Raw genomic sequence first — 17,050 nt, 5'->3', positions numbered from 1 at the left:
CATTGCCACGCACTCAAGGGAGCAGCGACGGCCATGCGATGGGAGGCGTTCCTGGACCAGGTCAAGGAACGCGGCGAGTACAAGACGACCGAGGAAGCCGAGCGGGCGGCCCGCACGGTGCTGGCGCTGCTGGGCGCGCACCTGGTAGGCGAGGTACGGGCGGAACTGGCCGCCCGTCTGCCGGAGGAATTGGCACTCATCCTGCTCAATCCGCTCCAGGCGCACGAGCCGCTTCCCCCCGAGCGGTTCGTACGGGCCACCGCGGCATGGATCGAGGGCGCCACACAGCAGACCGCGGCGTGGGACGTGGGTGCTGTGCTCAGCGTGGCCGCGGACGCCGCGGGCGAAGCGCCGCGCCGAGCTCACCCAGGCGGCCTGACACGCGGGGAGGCGGCGCATGGGCCCACATGGGTAAGTCATCGTGGGAGGCGGACATGGATGGTCTTGCCCCGCCCGGGGCCGGGAGTGATGGTCACCTGGCTGGTGAGGTGGCGGACCATGTGCCATCCGAACCCGCCGGAGCCGTCGTTGAGGTCGGGGGCACGTTCGCGCGGGGGTGCGGGGTTGAGGTCGCTGACAGCGACGCCCACCGTGTCGGCGGTGGCGCCGAGTTCGAGGGTGTAGTGGCCGCCGCCGTGACGCAGGGCGTTGGTGGCGAGTTCGGATACCACGAGAGCGAGCGTTTGTGCCGCCTCGGGGGCCGCAGCCGGCTCCAGACCATCGACGAACGCGCGGGCGACTTCACGCGCCCGGGCGATCCCGGCAAAACTGTCGCCCTCAAGAACCACAGGAACCCTGGGGGCCACCGTGCGGGTCGCCTGAATGTCGCTCATGCGCTGCCACCCCACCTTGCATCGGTTTGTGTAGCCGGGGTCAGCTTGTGCCCGCCGGGCCGGACCTCAACCCTGGAAGGCACTCTTCCGAGTGCAGTCGCGACAGAAGTCCGGGTGCCAGCACTGATGGAAATCTATAGCGATGACAGTAGACATTGGCTCGTTGCGGGGTTACTGTTTTTCCCGTACCCACGGAGTCGAAGAGGGCACGGCAGAGAAGAACTGCCGTGCAAGCAGGTCAAGCAGCAAGCGGAACGGCAATGGAGTGGTGGGGCCGGAAACCGTTGGGTCCCGCCACTGGCTGCCGGGCCGAGCGGCCCCAGGGGCCGCGAGCAGTACCCGCGGTATCCAGCAGTACAACCGAATAGCAGATGAGGTAAGGAGCAGACGCCATCAGGATCGCCCGGGCGAGGAAGCAGTCCGCCCGGGTACCGCAAGACCCCGGATTGGAAGGTGGTCCCCGGTCACGCAACCGCGATCCCCGCACCTCCGCCCTCCCAAGCGGACCAGCGGAAAAAAGAAGGCCGGCGCAGTCAGCCGGTAGATGGTGTTGAAAGCTCGGGGCCCGGGTGCCAGTACGGCACCCGGGCCCCCCGATGCGTGCCGAAAGAAGAGGTCTATGCCCCCTCGCAGTACCCGCCCCGTCGACAAATTCGACGATGACGACTACCCCGCCTACACCATGGGCCGGGCCGCCGAGATGCTCGGCACCACCCCCGCCTTCCTCCGCGCCCTGGGCGAGCACCGCCTGATCACCCCCCTGCGCTCCGAAGGCGGCCACCGCCGCTACTCCCGCTACCAGCTCCGCATCGCCGCCCGCGCCCGCGAACTCGTCGATCAGGGCACCCCCATAGAGGCCGCCTGCCGCATCGTCATCCTCGAAGACCAACTCGAAGAAGCCCGGCGCATCAACGAGGAACTGCGCTCCCACGGCACCACCTCGTAGCGGCGTCCGAGACCGACCTGCCCGAGCCGATCGCCGCTCCGGCGCGACCTGATCACCCGCGACGGCAGGCGGTTCTCCCACCCGGCAGCCGGGCCTCCACCATGGCCCAGACCGCCCGCGGCACCGAGGCCCTCAGGGCCTCGCTCAGCTTGACCCGGCGACCCACGAAGCCGCTGAGCTGCACTGAGGACCTCGCCGTTCACGGGCCCTGACACCACGTGGTTGACACCATCACCGATGACGTTGCCGGTTGCATGCGGCGGGCAATTACAAGGCCAGCGTGCCACCCCAACGGGGGACCATCGCCGGGAGAAGGATGGGCAAGCGAGCTGGATGGGACCACTGACCGACTTCGAGCACGCAATGGAACGTTGGACCTCCCGATGCTGGGCCGCAGTGTTCCGCCCACCGTCGAAAGACATGGAATTGGTGGCGAAGCTGCGCCGGGTGTGCGACGACCACGCCATGATCATTGCTCGGGGACGCACTGTGGTCCCCAACGCCTTCACCATCGAGCTGCCGCCGCAAAGCCATCAACAACTGGACTGCCACCAACTGCAGTTAGCAGCACACCTGAACCTCCAACTGCGTCGCTACGCCGCCGAGCGGTCCTACAGCTTCGCCGGCCCGGTAACAGTGATACTGCGAACCACCCACGCGCTGGGGGCACAGCGGTACCGCATCCGCAGTCGCGTCGCACCACACACTCGGCGCGCACATCGGTGAGCGCACCGTCGTCGGGCGCCTGACGCCCACGCCTCGCGCACCAGCGCCGCCCATGTGACGGGCGGCAGCCAGGTTGGCGATCAGACACACCGGGCATCACCACTGGGCAGGACCGGTCACCCGCACAACGCGGCCCACAGATCCGTGCCTGCTGGAGGGGACTGATGCGCTATACGTGCTCATTTGCGCGCCCGTCGGCGCTCTGCCCGTGTTGAGTATGCCCTGCCGGAAGACGAGGAGTCGGCCCGCTGGGCGCGACGGCTGATCACGACGTTCCTCACCACTCCGCGCACTCCCACGGTGGCACAGAACCAGGTGGATGAAGCCCGGCTGATCGTATCTGAGTTGGTCACCAACGCCATCCGGCACGCCCATAGTTCCTGCCGAATGCGACTGCAACTCAAGCGAGGGCGACTGACCGTCGAGGTCCATGACGACAGTCCCCGTCTGCCCAGGCTGATCCCCTTGTCCACTGCCGGAGAGAGCGGGCGTGGCCTGGCAATGGTGCGGTTGCTAGCAAGCCGATTCGTTGTCACCGTAGACCACAGGGGCGGCAAGACAGTGCGCGCGGTGTTGGCCGCCTGCTGACCGCCGCACCAGCCCCGCAATCCTGCTCGTGACGCTCGCGCCGCGCTGTAGCTCGAACTCTTGCCGGCCACAACCTCCCCCCGGCCATCGACCGGACAGTCGCGACATCTCGACGACGGCCGAACGTTGCGCCGTCGTCGCCACGCTGCCGCTCGGTGGCCGCACGCAGTCCCTGAACGAACTCCAGTTCGCTCGGCCCCGCATGCACCCTGGTAATCCACCTTGCCAGACGCCTGCGGCGGCCCGCCCCCTTCCCCTGTTGGCTCCACATCCTCTTCGAGAACGGCGCTGATGCGCATCCGGCGAAACGCTCCGGCAGGAACGGCGTCGGCGGGTGGTCGCTTAAGAGGGCCGGGGCCCTGCGGCGCGGCGGAGCCGGTTGGCGATCGCCAGTCCCAGCCCCTCCTCCGCCGGCAGGGACGCGACGATGAGGTCGCACCACTGCTGGTCGAGTTCGAGCAGGCACCCGTACAGCCCGCGTGCGGAGACGGTCATCGAATCGGGGACCGCCGCCACGGCGTGCGCCTTGACCGGAGTGTCGGCGAAGGTGGGGGGAAGAAAGACGCCCAGCTTGTGCCCCAGCTCCTGTGAGAATTCCGCTTGGGCGACGACCTTCTCGGGCTCGACGAGGACGACCCGTGCCCGCGGCGCGTAGTGCGACGGATGCTGGCCCGGCACCCGGACGCGGCTCGTCGCAGGGACCACAAGCTGGACCCTGCTGATCAACCTCTTCTTCGGCGCCATCGCCGCCGCAGGGACCTTGCGCACCATGCCGGCCCCGGACCGAGCTCGCCCCCGCCTCGACATTCCCGGCGTCCTGCTCGCCTCCAGCGGCCTGATCGGCTTCGTCTACGGGCTCTCCCACGCCTCCTCCGGCGGCTGGACCTCCGCCGGCACGCTGGCTCCCGTCGGCGCAGGGATGATTCTGCTGGCCGCGTTCGCTGCCCTGCAACGACGGGTGGCCTCCCCGCTGCTGCCCCTGCGCGTCCTGGCTGACCGCAACTGACTCGTACCCGACGTGCCCGCCCGTCGTCGCCGACCACCACAGACCCGGCAGGTTGCGGTGCCGCCCGGTACGACGCGAAGGCTCGTACGGGAGCGGCGTGCTCGAACGGCACCGCCCACGCATCCGCCAGCGGGCGCCGTAACTCCGACCCGTCCGGGGCGACCTACGCGACCTCGAACCCATCCGCCGGCGGCCCGGCGGAACCGCCCGGCAGGACCTCTAACGCATGCACCACGTCCGGCTAACCCCGCCCCTCACCGCAAGGTAACTCTTCAGTCCGCAAGATCCCCCGCAAAGTGAAGCTTCAATCCGCAGACTTCGACGTCACTGAACAGGAAGAAGCCGATCTCCATGAAAACCTCGTGGAAGGCGAGTTCGGCCACAACGTGAGACTGGAACAGGAACGCGTGCGCTATCACCTGCTCGAGGAAGCTCTGAGCGACCTCCACGATCCGCAGTGATCAACTGCCGTACCCACGGACGGGACTGTTCTGCGGGCAAACTCCCTGGGTGGGCTGCGGGTTGACGTTGGTGTCCGGTCTCCCGGTGTCCGGTCAGAACAGCGCCAGGCCCTCACCGCTGGTGTCTGCGATGACTGGCCGGGGCTGGGCGGGAAGGTCGTCCAGGCGGTCGGGGCCAGCCGCGGAGGCCACGGCGGGGGCGGTCTCGGCCAGCCAGGTGCGGAACTGCCCGGCGGCTTCGCGGTAGGGGACTTGCGCCAGGACGCGGTGCTCGCCGGAGGGGCAGAAGTCGACGGTGACAGTGAGCAGGCAGGAGCGCGGCGTGTTCTGGCTGCCGGTCCAGGACACGCGCAGCACACCGCAGGGTTCGCGCCCTCGGGAGGCGCGGTGGGTCGGGCGCAGCGATCGGCAGGCTATGTAGGCGGTCCATGCGGCGAGGTGTGGCAGGGGCAGGGTGGTGCGGGCGCGGCAGCCGGGGCAGCGGTGCCAGTGGCGGAGCCAGTCGGCGGTGTGGGTGTGGAAGAGATGCCGGTAGTGGCCGGCCACCCGGATGTCGTTGCTGTACAGGTGGTCGGGCCGTTCTTGTGTGTTGCAGGAGTGGCAGACGGGGGCACGGGCGTAGCCGTGTTCGTGGCAGTGGTCGAGCACGGTGGCGGGTGCGGTGCGGCAGACGGCGCACGTCCACTCAGCCACCTTGCGGGAGATGCCGGGTTTCCTGCTGAGTGCCGAGTACAGCTGGCCTTCCAATTCCCCGTTGTATGGGCGCAGCGGGGCAGTTGGGCAGTCGGGGCTCGCCGTCTGCCGGCTGTCGGCAGCCCGGCTCTGCCGGTGGTGAGAGGGCCGCTCGGTGACGACTGCGCTTGCCTGGCGGGTCCGCGCGGCGTGCAGCCACTGCGTTTCGGCGTGCTCGGCCGCGTCAAGCAGCCTGACCACGGCACGCGGCAGCCACCATGTCCGCACCGTCCCCTCGCGGGTCTGCTCCACGAGTATCCGTCGCCAGTCGATCCCCGCCAGATGGCATGGCCGGCCATCTTCACCTCGTGCTGCCCGCTCGCGATCGCCCGACTCCTGCAGTTCCCGGGTGCTGCGCTGGCGCCAGCGCAGCAGCGTCCCATCGTTGCGCTGCTGCTGCGGCGCGCCACGGAACGGACCGATGCGGACCAGGTCCTGGCAGTCCATCTCCACCGCGCTCAGTCCCGCTGCCGCCCGGCGCACCTCACTCTCCGGAACATTCCACTGGCCGCCGCTTGCCTTCACCATCGCCACCACACGGCTGCCGAGCAGGACGTACCCCACCCGAGCATCGGCAGGAGAGCAGGTAAACACCCCAGAAGCCGCCGGCACAGCACTGTCAGCCGTCAAGCCAGCCCACAGAGCCTCCGCAGCGCCCAGAGAGATGAGGCCACCCGTGCGACCCAGGACGACATGCTCTGACATACCGACAGGCTATGGGTCTGATGCAGGTTCGGGGGGTCTGCTGCACGTTTGGGTGACAGGTTCGATCACTTGGCCTGGAGGGCCGATATGGTCATGACGGTTTCGTATTCGACGGGGACAGCCGGCCGAGCGAGGCTTGTGGGCGTCGTCGCGGCCCGGTACCGGCAGCGCGACATGTCATCGGACCGGAAGGAGAGGAACGGGCATGTCCAGTTCGACCGTGCCCAGTACGATGCCTGTTCCCAAGACCCGCCGTCGTTGCCCGGCGGGGGAGGTCGTTCTGGGAGTGGATACGCACCGGGATGCCCACGTAGCCTCGATGCTCTCCGTGACAGGGGCAGTCCTTGCCACCGACGAGTTCCCGGCCACCGCTGCGGGATACCGAGCTCTGCTGAAGTGGGCCAGGAAGTCGGGAACCGTGAGGCGAGCCGGGGTGGAGGGGACCGGCTCCTATGGGGCGTCCCTGTCCCGCTATCTGCTGGCCCAGGGCGTGGACGTGTTTGACGTCAATTGGATGGACCGGGCGGATCGCCGGCGGCGCGGCAAGTCGGATCCGCTCGATGCCCAGAATGCGGCGCGATCCGTGTTGAGCGGGCGGGTCTGTGCTCGGGCCAAAGCGGGCGACGGGCCGGTACAGATCGGCAGGATGTACAAGCTCACGAAGCGTCGGCCGTCAAAGCCCGCACCCAAGCCATCAACCAGCTCAAGGCTGTACTCGTCACTGCGGACCCCGTCTTGCGGGAGGAACTGGCCGGACTGGGCAATGCCGAACTCTTCCGCACCTGCGCACAGTTCACCGATGCGCGTGGTCGCGAGGAGGTCGGCGCGGAGTCGGTAGTGCAGGCCACCCCGATCACACTGGGCCTGCTGGCTCACCGGATCGGCCAGCTCTCCGAGGAGATCCGGGACGTGGAGGCTCGTCTGACCCGGTTTGTGGAACGGCATGCCCCGCAGCTTCTCGCGTGGTGGGGATCGGTCCGGACACGGCGATCACGTTGCTGATCACGGTGGGGGACAACCCAGATCGGCTGGAAGGTGAGGCGTCCTTCGCCGCGCTGTGCGGGGTCAGCCCTGTCGAGCGCTCGTCGGGACGCCGGCAGTTCCGTCGCCTCAACTGCGGCGGCGACCCGCAGGCCAACGCCGCGCTCCACCGCATCGTGTTCACCCGCCTGCGGGTCGACCCGCGCACTCAGGGCTACTACGAGCGCCGGATCAAGGAGGGTAAGACCCGGCGCGAAATCGTCCGTTGCCTCAAACGCTATGCGGCCCGGGAGGTCTTCCACCTGGTCAGACAGCTACGTCCAGCACCCCGCTCATAGGGGCTTGTTGTGATAGCAAGTGAGCGGTGAGGAACCCCCGTCGGCTGGCTTCGGCGGGGGTTTCTGCGTACGGGGACGCACCCTAGCCTGTCGGAGCGAGGCGGGGGTCTCTCGCTGTGTCGCCTCCGTTCTCGGCACGCCCCGCGCCGCCTCTGCCTGGCTGGTGGCTTCGGTGATCACAGGTGGTCCACGGACGGCTTCGGCGCCGTGCCTGTCGGGCAGTGAGATCAGGCGGGCGTAGCGGCGCTGACGCGCTCGACCAGCGTGGCGATCGCGGACCGGAAGCAGCTGGCGCGCAGACCTCACCCACCGGCCCGAGCACCGTGGCGGCGGGGACCACCGCACCTGAGGTGAACACCGATCCCTATGCTGACGGCATGATCGATGTGCCGATTTCAGCGCTGGAAGTCGCGGTGGTCGAATCAGGGACCCGTGGCGTGGAGACGCTGCGTGACACCGCCACCTTCGCTCGCAAGCTCGAACTACTGGGGTATCACCGGATCTGGTATGCCGAGCACCACCATTCGCCCGCGATCGGCGCGTTCCCACCCGTGGTGCTGATCGCTCATGCGGCGGCCTCGACCTCGGCCATTCGGCTCGGGTCGGGAGGAGTGCTGGCGCCCAACCACGCGCCCATCACGCTGGCGGAGCAGTTCGGAACACTGGCCGCGTTGCACCCGGACCGCATCGACCTGGGTATCGGCCGCGGCCCCGGCACCTTCGACGAGGCCACCGCGCGGGAACTGCGCCGCGGAGCCGGACCGGCGACGGACGTGCAGTACCACGACGACGTCGCTGCGATCCTGTCCTTTCTGGTCGACGAAGTGGCACTCGGCCCGCTGCCGGAGCCATGGTTGCTGTGCTCCAGTACCGCAGGTGCCGCCCTCGCCGCGCGACTCGGCCTGCCGATCGCCGTCGCCCACCACATCCGGCCCGACAACACCTTCACGGCGCTGGAGCGCTACCGTGCGGCGTTCATCCCGTCCCGCTGGTGCGAGCAGCCCCGGGTTGTGGTGTGCGTGGAGGCGATATGCGCTGAGACGGAGCAGGAAGCGGCGTGGCGAGCCGGGCCCATGGACGTCGTCAAGGCCGGGCTGCTCAAAGGTCTGAGCGAGATTCCCTTCCCCACGCCCGCGGATGCTGCCACCCATCCCTTCACGGCGGAGGAACGGCAGGCGCTTGCCAGTTTCCGCGCACAGCAGGCGTGCGGGACGCCCGAGGCCGTCGTACGCCGGCTCGCGCAACTGGCCGCCGAGACCGGAGCAGACGAACTCATGCTGACCACACCTGTCTACGACCTCGACGCCCGAGTGCGCTCCTACGACCTCATCAAGAAGCACTGCCAGGCCACGAAAGCACCGTGACAACCGCGCCGCACCGAACCGTCCGTCCCGCCCACCAGGGCTGCCCCGAACGCCACATCAAGGAGGGCAAGGAGGGCAAGACCCGACGCGAGATCGTCCGACGCCTCAAACGCTACGCGGTCCGGGAGGTCTTCCACCTGGTCGGGCCCGCCCAGCCAGGCCCCCGTCATAGGGGCTTCTGTGACAGGTGAGGAACCTCCGCCGGGCAGGCGCTAGCGGGGGTTCCTGCCTTCGGGGACTGTCTGATTCGCGGTGTCCGGCGCGATCTTGCTGTGCTTCGGCTCACCGTTCTCGACGCAACGGAAGGGGCGCGGCGGCGGCCGAGACGGCGCATCGAGGGCGCATTTCGGCGGCTGGGGCTTGCGATGCGCGCGGGCGCGCTGTTCCGTAGCGACGAAGATCCCGGGGCACGTGGACGCTGCTGGGCTTCAACGGGTACCCCCTCGAAGAGGGGCAGCGGTGTACTGGCGATCTGCAGATGGAAAGGATGACAGCGATACTGCCGTCGTGCCGCGATCTGGCTCATGAGATTTCTGACCCAAAGTGTCCTGACGATCCTACGTCGTTCGCGGTGTGAGGCAGTGTGCACAGACGCTGGTTCGGGTGAGTGTGTCTGGAGGACTGCCGTGCGTGAGGAATCTGCACCGTCTCACTGACGACCGCTCCTCCGGGCCAGTGGTGACGCTGATGTGCAACCACCGACGGGAGTGGATGAACGATCCAATCAACAAGCCCTGTTCACTCCATGGATCCTCCTCCGGATGCAGACGAGGTGATTCTTGGGGTTGACACGCACCAAGATGTTCACGTGGCTGCCGTGATTTCGATGACGGGGAAGACTCTGGCCATTGAGAGCTTCTCGGCCACCGCGACCGGATATCGTCAACTCGCGCAATGGTCATCCCAGTTAGGTGTCGTTCGGCGTGCCGGAGTAGAGGGATCTGGCAACTATGGGGCGACCCTGTCCCGGTATCTGCTGTCGCAAGGCATCGACGTCATCGAGGCCCCTGGGCCGGGGCGTGCGGCTCGTCGCCGACGGAGCAAATCCGACCAGGGCGATGCAGAAGCTGCCGCCCGTGCCGTGCTCAGTGGCCGTGCGTGCTCCCGAGCGAAGTCAGGGAACGGTCCGATAGAGATCGCGCGTATGTACAGCGTGGCCAGGGACTCCGCTGTCAAAGCCTGCACGCAGGCCACTAACCAGCTCAAAGCGGTCCTGGTCACTGCCGATCCAGCGCTGCGGGAAGAGCTGGCCGGCATGAAGCGCCGAGCTCTCATTCGTGCCTGCGTGCTGCTCGACGAAGATGCAGGGGGACGGATCCTGTACTGCGGGCTACGAGGTTCACGTTGCGCACGCTGGCTGAGCGAATCGAGCAGCTCAACGTGCAGGCCCGAGAACTGCAACAGCGTCTGTCTGAGTTGATCGAGGGGCATTACCCCCAACTGTTCGCTGCTGTGGGGGTCGGACCGCGGAGCGCCGCTGTTTTGTTGGTCGCTATGGGGGACAACGCGGGCCGCTTGCGCGGTGAAGCATCGTTCGCCGCTTTGTGCGGGGCAAGCCCGGTTGAATACTCCTCGGGCAGTCGATGCCATCGTCGTCTCAACCGTGGCGGAAACCGGCAGGCTAATGCTGCCCTTCACTGCATTGTGCTGACTCGACTGCGCTGGACCCGCGTACCCAGGCGTATTACGAGAGACGGGTTACGGAAGGGAAGACCCGGCGTGAGATCAACCGCTGCCTGAAGCGGTATGTGGCTCGGGAGGTCTACCGCGTCGTCCAGGGGCAGCGTCAGGGCCCGGGCCGCTCGTGAACAGCCCTTTAGCGCGCCCTGATGAGGGCGCGGGGTGCGGTGCGACTGGCCGCAGACGGCGTACTGACAGGCCGCAAGTCTGGCTGAAAGGTGTCGCGGGCCCCGGCTGATGGGGGTTTCGGGGGCGCTTCACCAGGCGTGGACCGGGTGCGTAGAGTACGAGCGGCCCGGGAGCGTGCGCGCCGGGCCGCGCCCGGCCGCGCGGACGACGCCGACCGAGGGGCCGAGGACCGGGGTAGCGGGGATGACGAACGCGACGGACGTGGGGCGGCGTGCGGACGGGGAGGTCGGCGGGGGGATCGCACCGCTGGACCGGCGGGTGTTCGCCGTCGCCGTGGTGGTCTTAGCCGTGCTGATGGCGCTGTCGCCGCGCTACGGCTTCCACATCGACGAGCTGTACATCCTGGACTGCGCTCGGCACCTCCAGGCGAGCTATGTGGACCAGCCGGCGCTGGCGCCTCTGCTGGCCCGGATCTCGCTGTCGCTGTTCGGGGTCTCGGAGGTGGGCCTGCGGCTGTGGCCCGCGCTGGCCGCCGCGGGCACGGTGGTCGTGGGCGGGATGACCGCGCGGGAGTTCGGCGGCGCGCGGCGGGCCCAGTTGCTCGCGGCGGTCGCGACCGCCACCATGCCCGTGCTGCTGGGCGGCGCGCACGTCGCCAACACCACGTCGTACGAAGTGCTGGCGTGGGCGGCGATCGCGCTCGTGGTCGTACGGATCGGCCGCACCGGCGACACCCGGTGGTGGCTCGCTGCGGGAGCGCTGGTCGGCATCGGCGCGGAATTCAACCACCTCGCGGCTATTTTCGGGGTCGTCCTGCTGGCCGCCGTGCTGCTGGGGCCGGCCCGCCGGACCGCGGTTGACCGCCGACTGCTCGCGGGCGCCGCGATAGCCGTGCTGCTCGTGCTGCCCGACCTGTGGTGGCAGTCGCGGCACGGCTGGGCGATGTTCGAGATGACGCGGGCGCTGAACGGGAAGAACGGAGGCCCGGGGAACATCCTCACCTGGATCGTGGGGCAGTTCGGCATGGCCTGTCTGGCGATGACGGTGCTGTGGGTAGCGGGCCTGCGGTTCCTGTGGCGGTCCGGCCGGCCGCTGTGGCGGTGCCTTGTGACCGCGTACGCCGTGCTGTTCGTGCTGTTCGCCGTGACGACCGGAGCGCAGGTGTACTACCTGGGCGGCCTGTATGTGTGCCTGCTGGCGGCCGGGGCCGTGGGACTCGACGGGTGGCTGCACTCCCGACCGGACCGGATGCGCGGCTTGATGGTCGGAACCGCCGTCTCGGCTGCGCTGCTCGCCGTGATCGTACTGCCGGTACTGCCGCCCTCCGACGCGGCCTGGACGTACGGCATCAACTCGAATTCGGGGGGAATCCCTGGGCTGGCCCCAGCTGGTGGGCACCGTGCGGCAGGTATGGACCGGGCTCCCGCCCGAGCAGCGCGCGAACGCGGTAATCTTCGCGGCCGACTACGGCGAGGCTGGCGCCATCAACGAACTCGGCCGCGGTACCGGGTTACCCACCGCAGTGAGCGCCCACAACACCGACTGGTGGTGGGGGCCCGGCAACCCTGACGCCACGACCGTGGTGGCCGTCGCCCCCGGTCCCGACCACGCCCCCGAGTACGCCGCCCATCTGCGCCAGTACTTCCGGCACGTCCGCGTGGCCGCCACCCTCTCCAACCCCTACGGCGTGCACAACGTCGAATGGGGCGGCCATGTCTACGTCTGCACAGGCCCCCGCCGCCCCTGGGGCGAGATGTGGCCCGAACTGCGCAACTACGCGTGACGCCCCCGCCCCAACGGTAAGAGCCGGACGGCATGAAGCGTCCTCACCGCTGCACCAGGGGCTTCAGTGGCAGGTGAGGAACCCCTGCCCGGCAGGTGGCTCCGGCGGGGGTTTTGCGAGATGAGAAGCCCGCAGGAGGGCCTCCGGCGGGCTTCTGTCGTGGTGGGCTACGACAGCGTGCAGAGTTCGGCCTGGGTGCCGCTGTACTCGGGCTCGCCACTTTCGAGAACACGCAGCAGCGAAGCGGTGACGACACGGGTGCTGCGGCCGATGCGCAGCACTCGACACGGGAACTCTCCACGGCGAACCAGGTCGTAGCCTTTCGCCCGAGAAACCCCGAGCGCGCTGGAAGCATCCTCCACGCTTGCTGTCCCGTTCCATGTGGCGCGGATGTTCGTAGGGCTATACCAGGCGTCCTGTATCTCGTGAGCCTGTTCATCCATTGCAAGACAAATTGAATTGATGGTCATCTCGGCGATGCCTTTCGACGTACGGTCAGGTAGTGGCGGTGGACCATCAATAATCCGCAGGATCACCGGTTTGGGTAACCGGCGATCCTGCGCTACATTTCGTCACTTCGAAACGATCACTGCTCATGACCCGTATACGTCCACCTGGGCGACCGTCCGTTCTGAGCCGACCTGAGCCTGTACTTCGTCCGGACCGCACAATGTCTGACCGCACGGAGTGGGCGACCACCCCAGCATGGCTACCTGCCTGGAATACGGATCATCTCCCATGTGGGAGCGGACGCGGTTCCACGGCCGCTCGAAAAACGACGCTTGGCCGAATGACGCTGGCCGTCACCCCGAGCCCGCCGGGGCCCGTGCCCAGCGCCGCCAGGAGTCCGAGGCCACTCGCCTCGGCGCGCTGCACCGTGCTCGCCGGGAATGGGCCGGACGGGCGCCGGGCGGAGAGTGTGACAGCCCGCCGCCCGGCTCCCGGTCTGCTTCCGGCCGACCGGGCGGAAGCAGCGAGTCCCTAGCCAAACGGCAGCGGACCGGCGATTGGCCGGGCGGGCGCATGAGGGGGCAAACCGGAATGCCCTTGGAGCGGTGCTGTAGGGCTGCCGTTGCGTGATCGTGTGGCGTACCCACCCGGACGGTGTGGCGTCACCACGCGCCGCCAGAAGCCGTCCGATGATGCACTCTGAAACGAAGATCACCGCGAGCAGATGGAGAGTGCGAGCATGCCGCCGAAGGTGAAGCCAGATTCCGGTCAGGCCACGAAGACGGCGTCGAGGTCCGGGGGCAGTGGGGGAGGGAAGAAGATCAGCGCCTACAACCAGTTCATGAAAGACGAACTTCCCAAGTTCCAGGCGAAGCACCCGGACATGAGCCACAAAGACGCGTTCAAAGAGGTGGCAGGGATGTGGAAGACCTCGCCGACCAACCCGAACAAAGCGTGAACGAAGGCGCCGCGCCCAGTCGCACCGGGAGGTCTCGCCCTACGCTTCGGACCTCGAGGTCCTCCACGACGAGCCGCTTGCCCTTTTACCTGGACGGGCTCGGTTCCCCGGCGCGTTGACCGACATGCTGCTGCGTGCCACACAGCTGATCGTCGAGCGCAATGGACGTATTGCCGATCTCTGCGAGACCGCACGCAAGCAACGCCCCCCGACCCGGCCGGGAGCAGCACATGGTGCGACCGCCCGGGGTGACAGCGCAGGCGGCCTCGTGCGATGCCCGGGACCGTTCCAGGCGGCCTTGGCATCGACTGGGACGCCTCTACCTTCGTCTCCTCCGTCGGCTGGCGCCGCCCAGGCCCGTTTGGGATCTGGCAAGGGCGCGATGAACGGCTGCTGCGCGAGCGGCGGACCGGATATCGCCGGTCCAGGTGGAAAGACACGTGTCTGACTAGATGGGAGCCCACTGCGCACGATCTCTGAGAGGGCGGTTCGTGAGTTGATGCCCGTTTCCAGGTGAGGTTGGGGCAGGGCTACTGGTCGCGGGCCTTGGTCTTTTACAGCTTCCTGGCGAAGCAGCCGGTGTCGATCTCGGTGAGGACGCCGAGTTTGACCAGGCGTTTCAGCTTGGCGCGAGTGCCTTCGATTTTCGATCAAGACCGCCCGCCGGCCCAAACCGGCGGCTCCTCTCGCCCTCGCATATGAGCCCCCTCTCGGCCTGACCCCGGCCCGAACGGCACCAGACCCGGTAGAAACCTCGAACCGATGGCGAGGCATCAGGCAGGCCCGGGACGGCCGGCGGATCGATTCCAGTCAACTCGCGGTGACTTTTGTGAACGCCAGGCGTGGTTAACACTGAGGGTGCAGGCTTTCCCGTCGGAAGAGGTTCGATCATGCGAGGGAGAGAGAAGGTTCTGCCATGCTGACCAGCACTCATGCCACCCACACGAACCACACGCACCAGCACGGGGCGGGCTGCGGGCACGTCGCCGTACCGCACGGCGACCATGTCGACTACGTGCACGACGGGCACCTTCACCGGATCCACGACGACCACGCCGACGAGTGCGAGCCGGCGGGCCACACGGTCCACCAGGATCACGACCACCGGCACCAGCCCGGATGCGGGCACGTCGCCATACCGCACGGTGACCACATGGACTACGTCCACGACGGGCACCGCCACGCCCTGCACGACGGGCACTGGGACGACCACTGATCCCGTACGCCAGTAGCGCTCGGCACGTGCGCTGTTGCACGTGCCGAGCACCGGGCCATGGCGGTCCGGGCGGGTTCTCAGTGGGCGGTTCGTAAGGCGATGTCCGTTTCTGGTTGAGGTGGCAGCAAGGACGCTGGTGGAGGTTCTGTCGGCTATTGCTTCCTGGCGAAGTTGCCGGTGTCGGCCTCGGTGAGGATCCCGAGTTTGACCAGGCGCTTCAGCTTGGCGCGGGTGCCTTCGACGTTCTTCGGCAGCAGTTCGTGGCCGAGGGCTTCGCAGACGTCCTTGGCCCGTAGCGGCCCGGTCGCGTGGTTGAAGGCGGCGAGGATGCGGGGGTAGTCCGGGTGCTCGGGCAGGTCCGGCGCGACGGTCGGGAGCCGGTCGGCGAGGCCGGTGACGGTCTTGCGGGTGATCGTGAGGTGCTCCAGGTGCACCTCGGCCTCCCGCAACCGAGTCTGCAGGTCGTCGATCTGTGCGCGGAGGTCGTCGGCCAGGGCCCGGGCGGCGTCTTCCTGGAGGTCCAGGGCATCGAGCAGGGGCCGGATGTTCACGCGGCCACCGCCTGCGCCGCGCGCCAGGTGGGGGCGTTCGCGCCGGTGAGGCGTCGGGTCATGACGTGGGTCATCGCCCAGTAGACGCGGGAGGCGGAGGAGGAGGGGCGGTGCTCGTAGTCACGGACCAGGCGCCGGTGCAGTATCAGGATCCCGTAGGTCTGCTCGTCCCTCCACCGCTTCGGCTGCGGCACGAACCCCTCGTCCTGCGGGTTGCGTGCGACGATCTCGACGTCAATTCCCAGGCTGACGCCGTGCACGACGACCTGGTTCTTGAAGCCCTGGTCGACCAGGGCTTTGCGCACGGTTCCGCCGGCGTGCTCGGCGACCTGGTCCAGCAGCATGATGCCCGCGGCGTTGTCATGGGTGTTCGCGGCGAGAACGACGACGGCGATGACCAGACCGAGGACGTCCACGGCCAGTCCACGTTTGCGGCCCAGCACCCGCTTGGCCGGATCGTGGCTCCTCAGAGCCGCGCCCTTTGACCTGGCCTTCTCCTCCTCGATCGCGGCCTTCTCCAAGGTGGTGAGCACGCTCTGGTCCAGCTGCATCCCGGCTGCGTCATGGTGCGCACGGGCGGTGGTGGAGTCGATGCTGACGAGGGACAGGTCCGCCTCACCCCGCTTCCCGGCCTCCGCGATCAGCCCATCGAACAGGGCCTCGAACGCGCCCGCATCGCGCCACTGCCGGAAGCGGTTGTGCACGGTCGACCAGACTCCGAACTCGGTCGGCATCTCCCGCCACTGTCCGCCGGGCTTGAATCGCCAGAGCACTCCCTCGAACTGCTGCCGCAGCCGCTCGGGGTAGGGGCCGTACTCGCCGATCGGCAGGTACGGCTCGATGAACTGCCACTCCTGGTCCGTCATTTGCGTGCACGTCACGCACGAAGGTCTACCGTTCCCCAGGCCCGCTATGGGGGCGGCTCCGAATATCGATCATGACTCGATACGTGGTCTGACTGGAACGCTCAGGTGTTCGGTCTCGCGCCATCGTCGCTTTGGTCCGGGATCAGGACTACGGCAGTCGTGAGCTCCTGAAGATTTGCAGAGCGCGCGATGTCACAGCCTCTTGGCAAGCGTGCGGAGTTCGGCGACCACCTCGGCGCCGGACGGCGCCTGCTCCGGGTCGACCAGCCACTGCAGCATCAGCCCGCCCAGTAGCGCCAGCGGCACCGACCCGCCCAGCCCCTCGCGGCCCTGCCGCTGACCCTCGGCGAGCCGGTCGCGCACCTCGGGAGAGTGCTGGGCCTGGACGGCGGCCTCCAGCTGGGCCACCCACAGTGCGCGATGTGTGGTGAAGCTGTCGATCAGCGCCTGCCAGCGCTCCTCCGGCCCGGCCCCGTCCGCTGTGGCGGACGGAAGCTGGTCCAGCTCGTCCACCGCTTCCACCAGAGCCTGGGTGAGGAGGGCGTCCCGGGAGCCGAAGTGGTAGCCGATCGCGGCATGGCTGACGCCGGCCGCCGCGGCGATGTCCCGCACCGTGGTGCGGCCCCAGCCTCGTTCGATCAGGCACTGCTTCGCGCCCGCCAGCAGATCCTCGCGGTTTCCCATGTGGCGGAGCCTAGCAGAACAGTTGCCCATTTGGTTCATCCAAATGGATTGAC

The 17,050-nt window shown here is 68.1% G+C and carries 21 protein-coding genes and 2 pseudogenes; 16 read left to right on the top strand and 7 right to left on the bottom strand.

The annotated features are described in order from the left end of the window. Window positions 1-33: 33 nt before the first annotated feature. A pseudogene (locus RZ84_RS05245) lies at window positions 34-348 on the top strand (DUF2267 domain-containing protein); the annotation flags it as partial. Window positions 349-416: 68 nt separating this feature from the next. Here the strand turns inward: RZ84_RS05245 and RZ84_RS36185 are convergent. Next, window positions 417-833 (bottom strand): ATP-binding protein, encoded by a 417-nt coding sequence (locus tag RZ84_RS36185; RefSeq protein ID WP_078893594.1) that lies wholly within the window; start codon window positions 831-833, stop codon window positions 417-419. Window positions 834-1,452: 619 nt separating this feature from the next. Between RZ84_RS36185 and RZ84_RS05240 the strand changes: the two genes are divergently transcribed. The 3 genes from RZ84_RS05240 (at window position 1,453) to RZ84_RS36175 (ending at window position 3,093) form a co-directional block, all read left to right on the top strand. Beyond that, on the top strand, window positions 1,453-1,779 hold the full coding sequence (locus tag RZ84_RS05240; RefSeq protein WP_043263285.1) for a MerR family transcriptional regulator: 327 nt from the start codon (window positions 1,453-1,455) through the stop codon (window positions 1,777-1,779). A 237-nt stretch (window positions 1,780-2,016) separates the two neighbouring features. Then, entirely contained in the window at window positions 2,017-2,505 is a 489-nt protein-coding gene (locus RZ84_RS36180; protein ID WP_078893593.1) for an FhaA domain-containing protein, read from the top strand. 183 nt (window positions 2,506-2,688) lie between these two features. After that, complete coding sequence (locus tag RZ84_RS36175; RefSeq protein ID WP_078893592.1) at window positions 2,689-3,093, top strand: ATP-binding protein; 405 nt, start codon at window positions 2,689-2,691, stop codon at window positions 3,091-3,093. Between the two features lie 342 nt (window positions 3,094-3,435). Here the strand turns inward: RZ84_RS36175 and RZ84_RS05235 are convergent. Further along, window positions 3,436-3,795 (bottom strand): annotated as a pseudogene (locus tag RZ84_RS05235) (Sua5 family C-terminal domain-containing protein); the annotation flags it as partial. Between the two features lie 67 nt (window positions 3,796-3,862). Here RZ84_RS05235 and RZ84_RS37910 point away from each other — a divergent pair. Both RZ84_RS37910 and RZ84_RS37905 read left to right on the top strand, forming a co-directional pair. Continuing rightward, window positions 3,863-4,099, top strand: coding sequence for a hypothetical protein (locus tag RZ84_RS37910; RefSeq protein ID WP_043263284.1), 237 nt, complete (start codon window positions 3,863-3,865; stop codon window positions 4,097-4,099). Between the two features lie 296 nt (window positions 4,100-4,395). Then, window positions 4,396-4,560: a Wadjet anti-phage system protein JetD domain-containing protein gene (locus RZ84_RS37905; protein ID WP_157878773.1), complete on the top strand. Its 165-nt coding sequence runs from the start codon at window positions 4,396-4,398 to the stop codon at window positions 4,558-4,560. 93 nt (window positions 4,561-4,653) lie between these two features. Here RZ84_RS37905 and RZ84_RS05225 read toward each other — a convergent pair whose 3' ends face one another. Then, window positions 4,654-5,997: an endonuclease domain-containing protein gene (locus RZ84_RS05225; RefSeq protein WP_043263283.1), complete on the bottom strand. Its 1,344-nt coding sequence runs from the start codon at window positions 5,995-5,997 to the stop codon at window positions 4,654-4,656. A 205-nt stretch (window positions 5,998-6,202) separates the two neighbouring features. Here RZ84_RS05225 and RZ84_RS40665 point away from each other — a divergent pair, with 205 nt between their 5' ends. The 8 genes from RZ84_RS40665 (at window position 6,203) to RZ84_RS40645 (ending at window position 12,272) form a co-directional block, all read left to right on the top strand. After that, window positions 6,203-6,835: an IS110 family transposase gene (locus RZ84_RS40665; protein ID WP_347232732.1), complete on the top strand. Its 633-nt coding sequence runs from the start codon at window positions 6,203-6,205 to the stop codon at window positions 6,833-6,835. A gap of 127 nt (window positions 6,836-6,962) precedes the next feature. Further along, complete coding sequence (locus RZ84_RS40660; protein WP_241777593.1) at window positions 6,963-7,316, top strand: IS110 family transposase; 354 nt, start codon at window positions 6,963-6,965, stop codon at window positions 7,314-7,316. 377 nt (window positions 7,317-7,693) lie between these two features. After that, a complete protein-coding gene (locus tag RZ84_RS05215) occupies window positions 7,694-8,680 on the top strand; it encodes an MsnO8 family LLM class oxidoreductase (RefSeq protein WP_043269194.1) in 987 nt (328 codons plus the stop codon). Beyond that, on the top strand, window positions 8,677-8,871 hold the full coding sequence (locus RZ84_RS37900) for a hypothetical protein (protein WP_107068079.1): 195 nt from the start codon (window positions 8,677-8,679) through the stop codon (window positions 8,869-8,871). The genes RZ84_RS05215 and RZ84_RS37900 overlap by 4 nt, the downstream gene beginning before the upstream one ends. A 617-nt stretch (window positions 8,872-9,488) precedes the next feature. Further along, window positions 9,489-10,100 (top strand): IS110 family transposase, encoded by a 612-nt coding sequence (locus tag RZ84_RS40655; RefSeq protein WP_241777592.1) that lies wholly within the window; start codon window positions 9,489-9,491, stop codon window positions 10,098-10,100. A 74-nt stretch (window positions 10,101-10,174) separates the two neighbouring features. Next, on the top strand, window positions 10,175-10,420 hold the full coding sequence (locus RZ84_RS40650) for an IS110 family transposase (protein ID WP_241777591.1): 246 nt from the start codon (window positions 10,175-10,177) through the stop codon (window positions 10,418-10,420). A 312-nt stretch (window positions 10,421-10,732) separates the two neighbouring features. Beyond that, window positions 10,733-12,058 carry an ArnT family glycosyltransferase gene (locus RZ84_RS05205; RefSeq protein WP_241777590.1) on the top strand — a complete coding sequence of 442 codons (1,326 nt, stop codon included), beginning with the start codon at window positions 10,733-10,735 and terminating at the stop codon, window positions 12,056-12,058. Then, window positions 12,012-12,272 (top strand): hypothetical protein, encoded by a 261-nt coding sequence (locus RZ84_RS40645; RefSeq protein WP_241777589.1) that lies wholly within the window; start codon window positions 12,012-12,014, stop codon window positions 12,270-12,272. Before RZ84_RS05205 ends, RZ84_RS40645 begins: the two co-directional genes overlap by 47 nt. Before the next feature lie 167 nt (window positions 12,273-12,439). Here the strand turns inward: RZ84_RS40645 and RZ84_RS05200 are convergent, their stop codons facing one another. Continuing rightward, window positions 12,440-12,808 carry a helix-turn-helix domain-containing protein gene (locus tag RZ84_RS05200; RefSeq protein ID WP_241777588.1) on the bottom strand — a complete coding sequence of 123 codons (369 nt, stop codon included), beginning with the start codon at window positions 12,806-12,808 and terminating at the stop codon, window positions 12,440-12,442. Between the two features lie 653 nt (window positions 12,809-13,461). Here RZ84_RS05200 and RZ84_RS05195 point away from each other — a divergent pair. Together RZ84_RS05195 and RZ84_RS05190 are read left to right on the top strand one after the other, a co-directional pair. Continuing rightward, a complete protein-coding gene (locus RZ84_RS05195; RefSeq protein WP_157878772.1) occupies window positions 13,462-13,680 on the top strand; it encodes a hypothetical protein in 219 nt (72 codons plus the stop codon). A gap of 916 nt (window positions 13,681-14,596) precedes the next feature. Next, window positions 14,597-14,896 carry a hypothetical protein gene (locus RZ84_RS05190; protein ID WP_043263279.1) on the top strand — a complete coding sequence of 100 codons (300 nt, stop codon included), beginning with the start codon at window positions 14,597-14,599 and terminating at the stop codon, window positions 14,894-14,896. A 152-nt stretch (window positions 14,897-15,048) separates the two neighbouring features. On the opposite strand, the gene RZ84_RS05185 is transcribed toward RZ84_RS05190, so the two are convergent. From RZ84_RS05185 to RZ84_RS05175, 3 genes are all read right to left on the bottom strand, one after another. After that, window positions 15,049-15,447, bottom strand: coding sequence for a hypothetical protein (locus RZ84_RS05185; RefSeq protein ID WP_043263278.1), 399 nt, complete (start codon window positions 15,445-15,447; stop codon window positions 15,049-15,051). Beyond that, a complete protein-coding gene (locus tag RZ84_RS36160; protein ID WP_241777587.1) occupies window positions 15,444-16,328 on the bottom strand; it encodes an IS5 family transposase in 885 nt (294 codons plus the stop codon). The genes RZ84_RS05185 and RZ84_RS36160 overlap by 4 nt, the downstream gene beginning before the upstream one ends. Window positions 16,329-16,505: 177 nt before the next feature. Then, the gene (locus RZ84_RS05175; RefSeq protein ID WP_043262607.1) at window positions 16,506-16,997 is read right to left on the bottom strand and encodes a TetR/AcrR family transcriptional regulator; all 492 of its coding nucleotides are present in this window, start codon (window positions 16,995-16,997) and stop codon (window positions 16,506-16,508) included. Between the last annotated feature and the right edge of the window lie 53 nt (window positions 16,998-17,050).

The sequence above is a fragment of the Streptomyces sp. CT34 genome (assembly GCF_000805335.1).
Lineage (GTDB): Bacteria > Actinomycetota > Actinomycetes > Streptomycetales > Streptomycetaceae > Streptomyces.
This window is presented reverse-complemented; position numbering and strand designations above follow the sequence as displayed.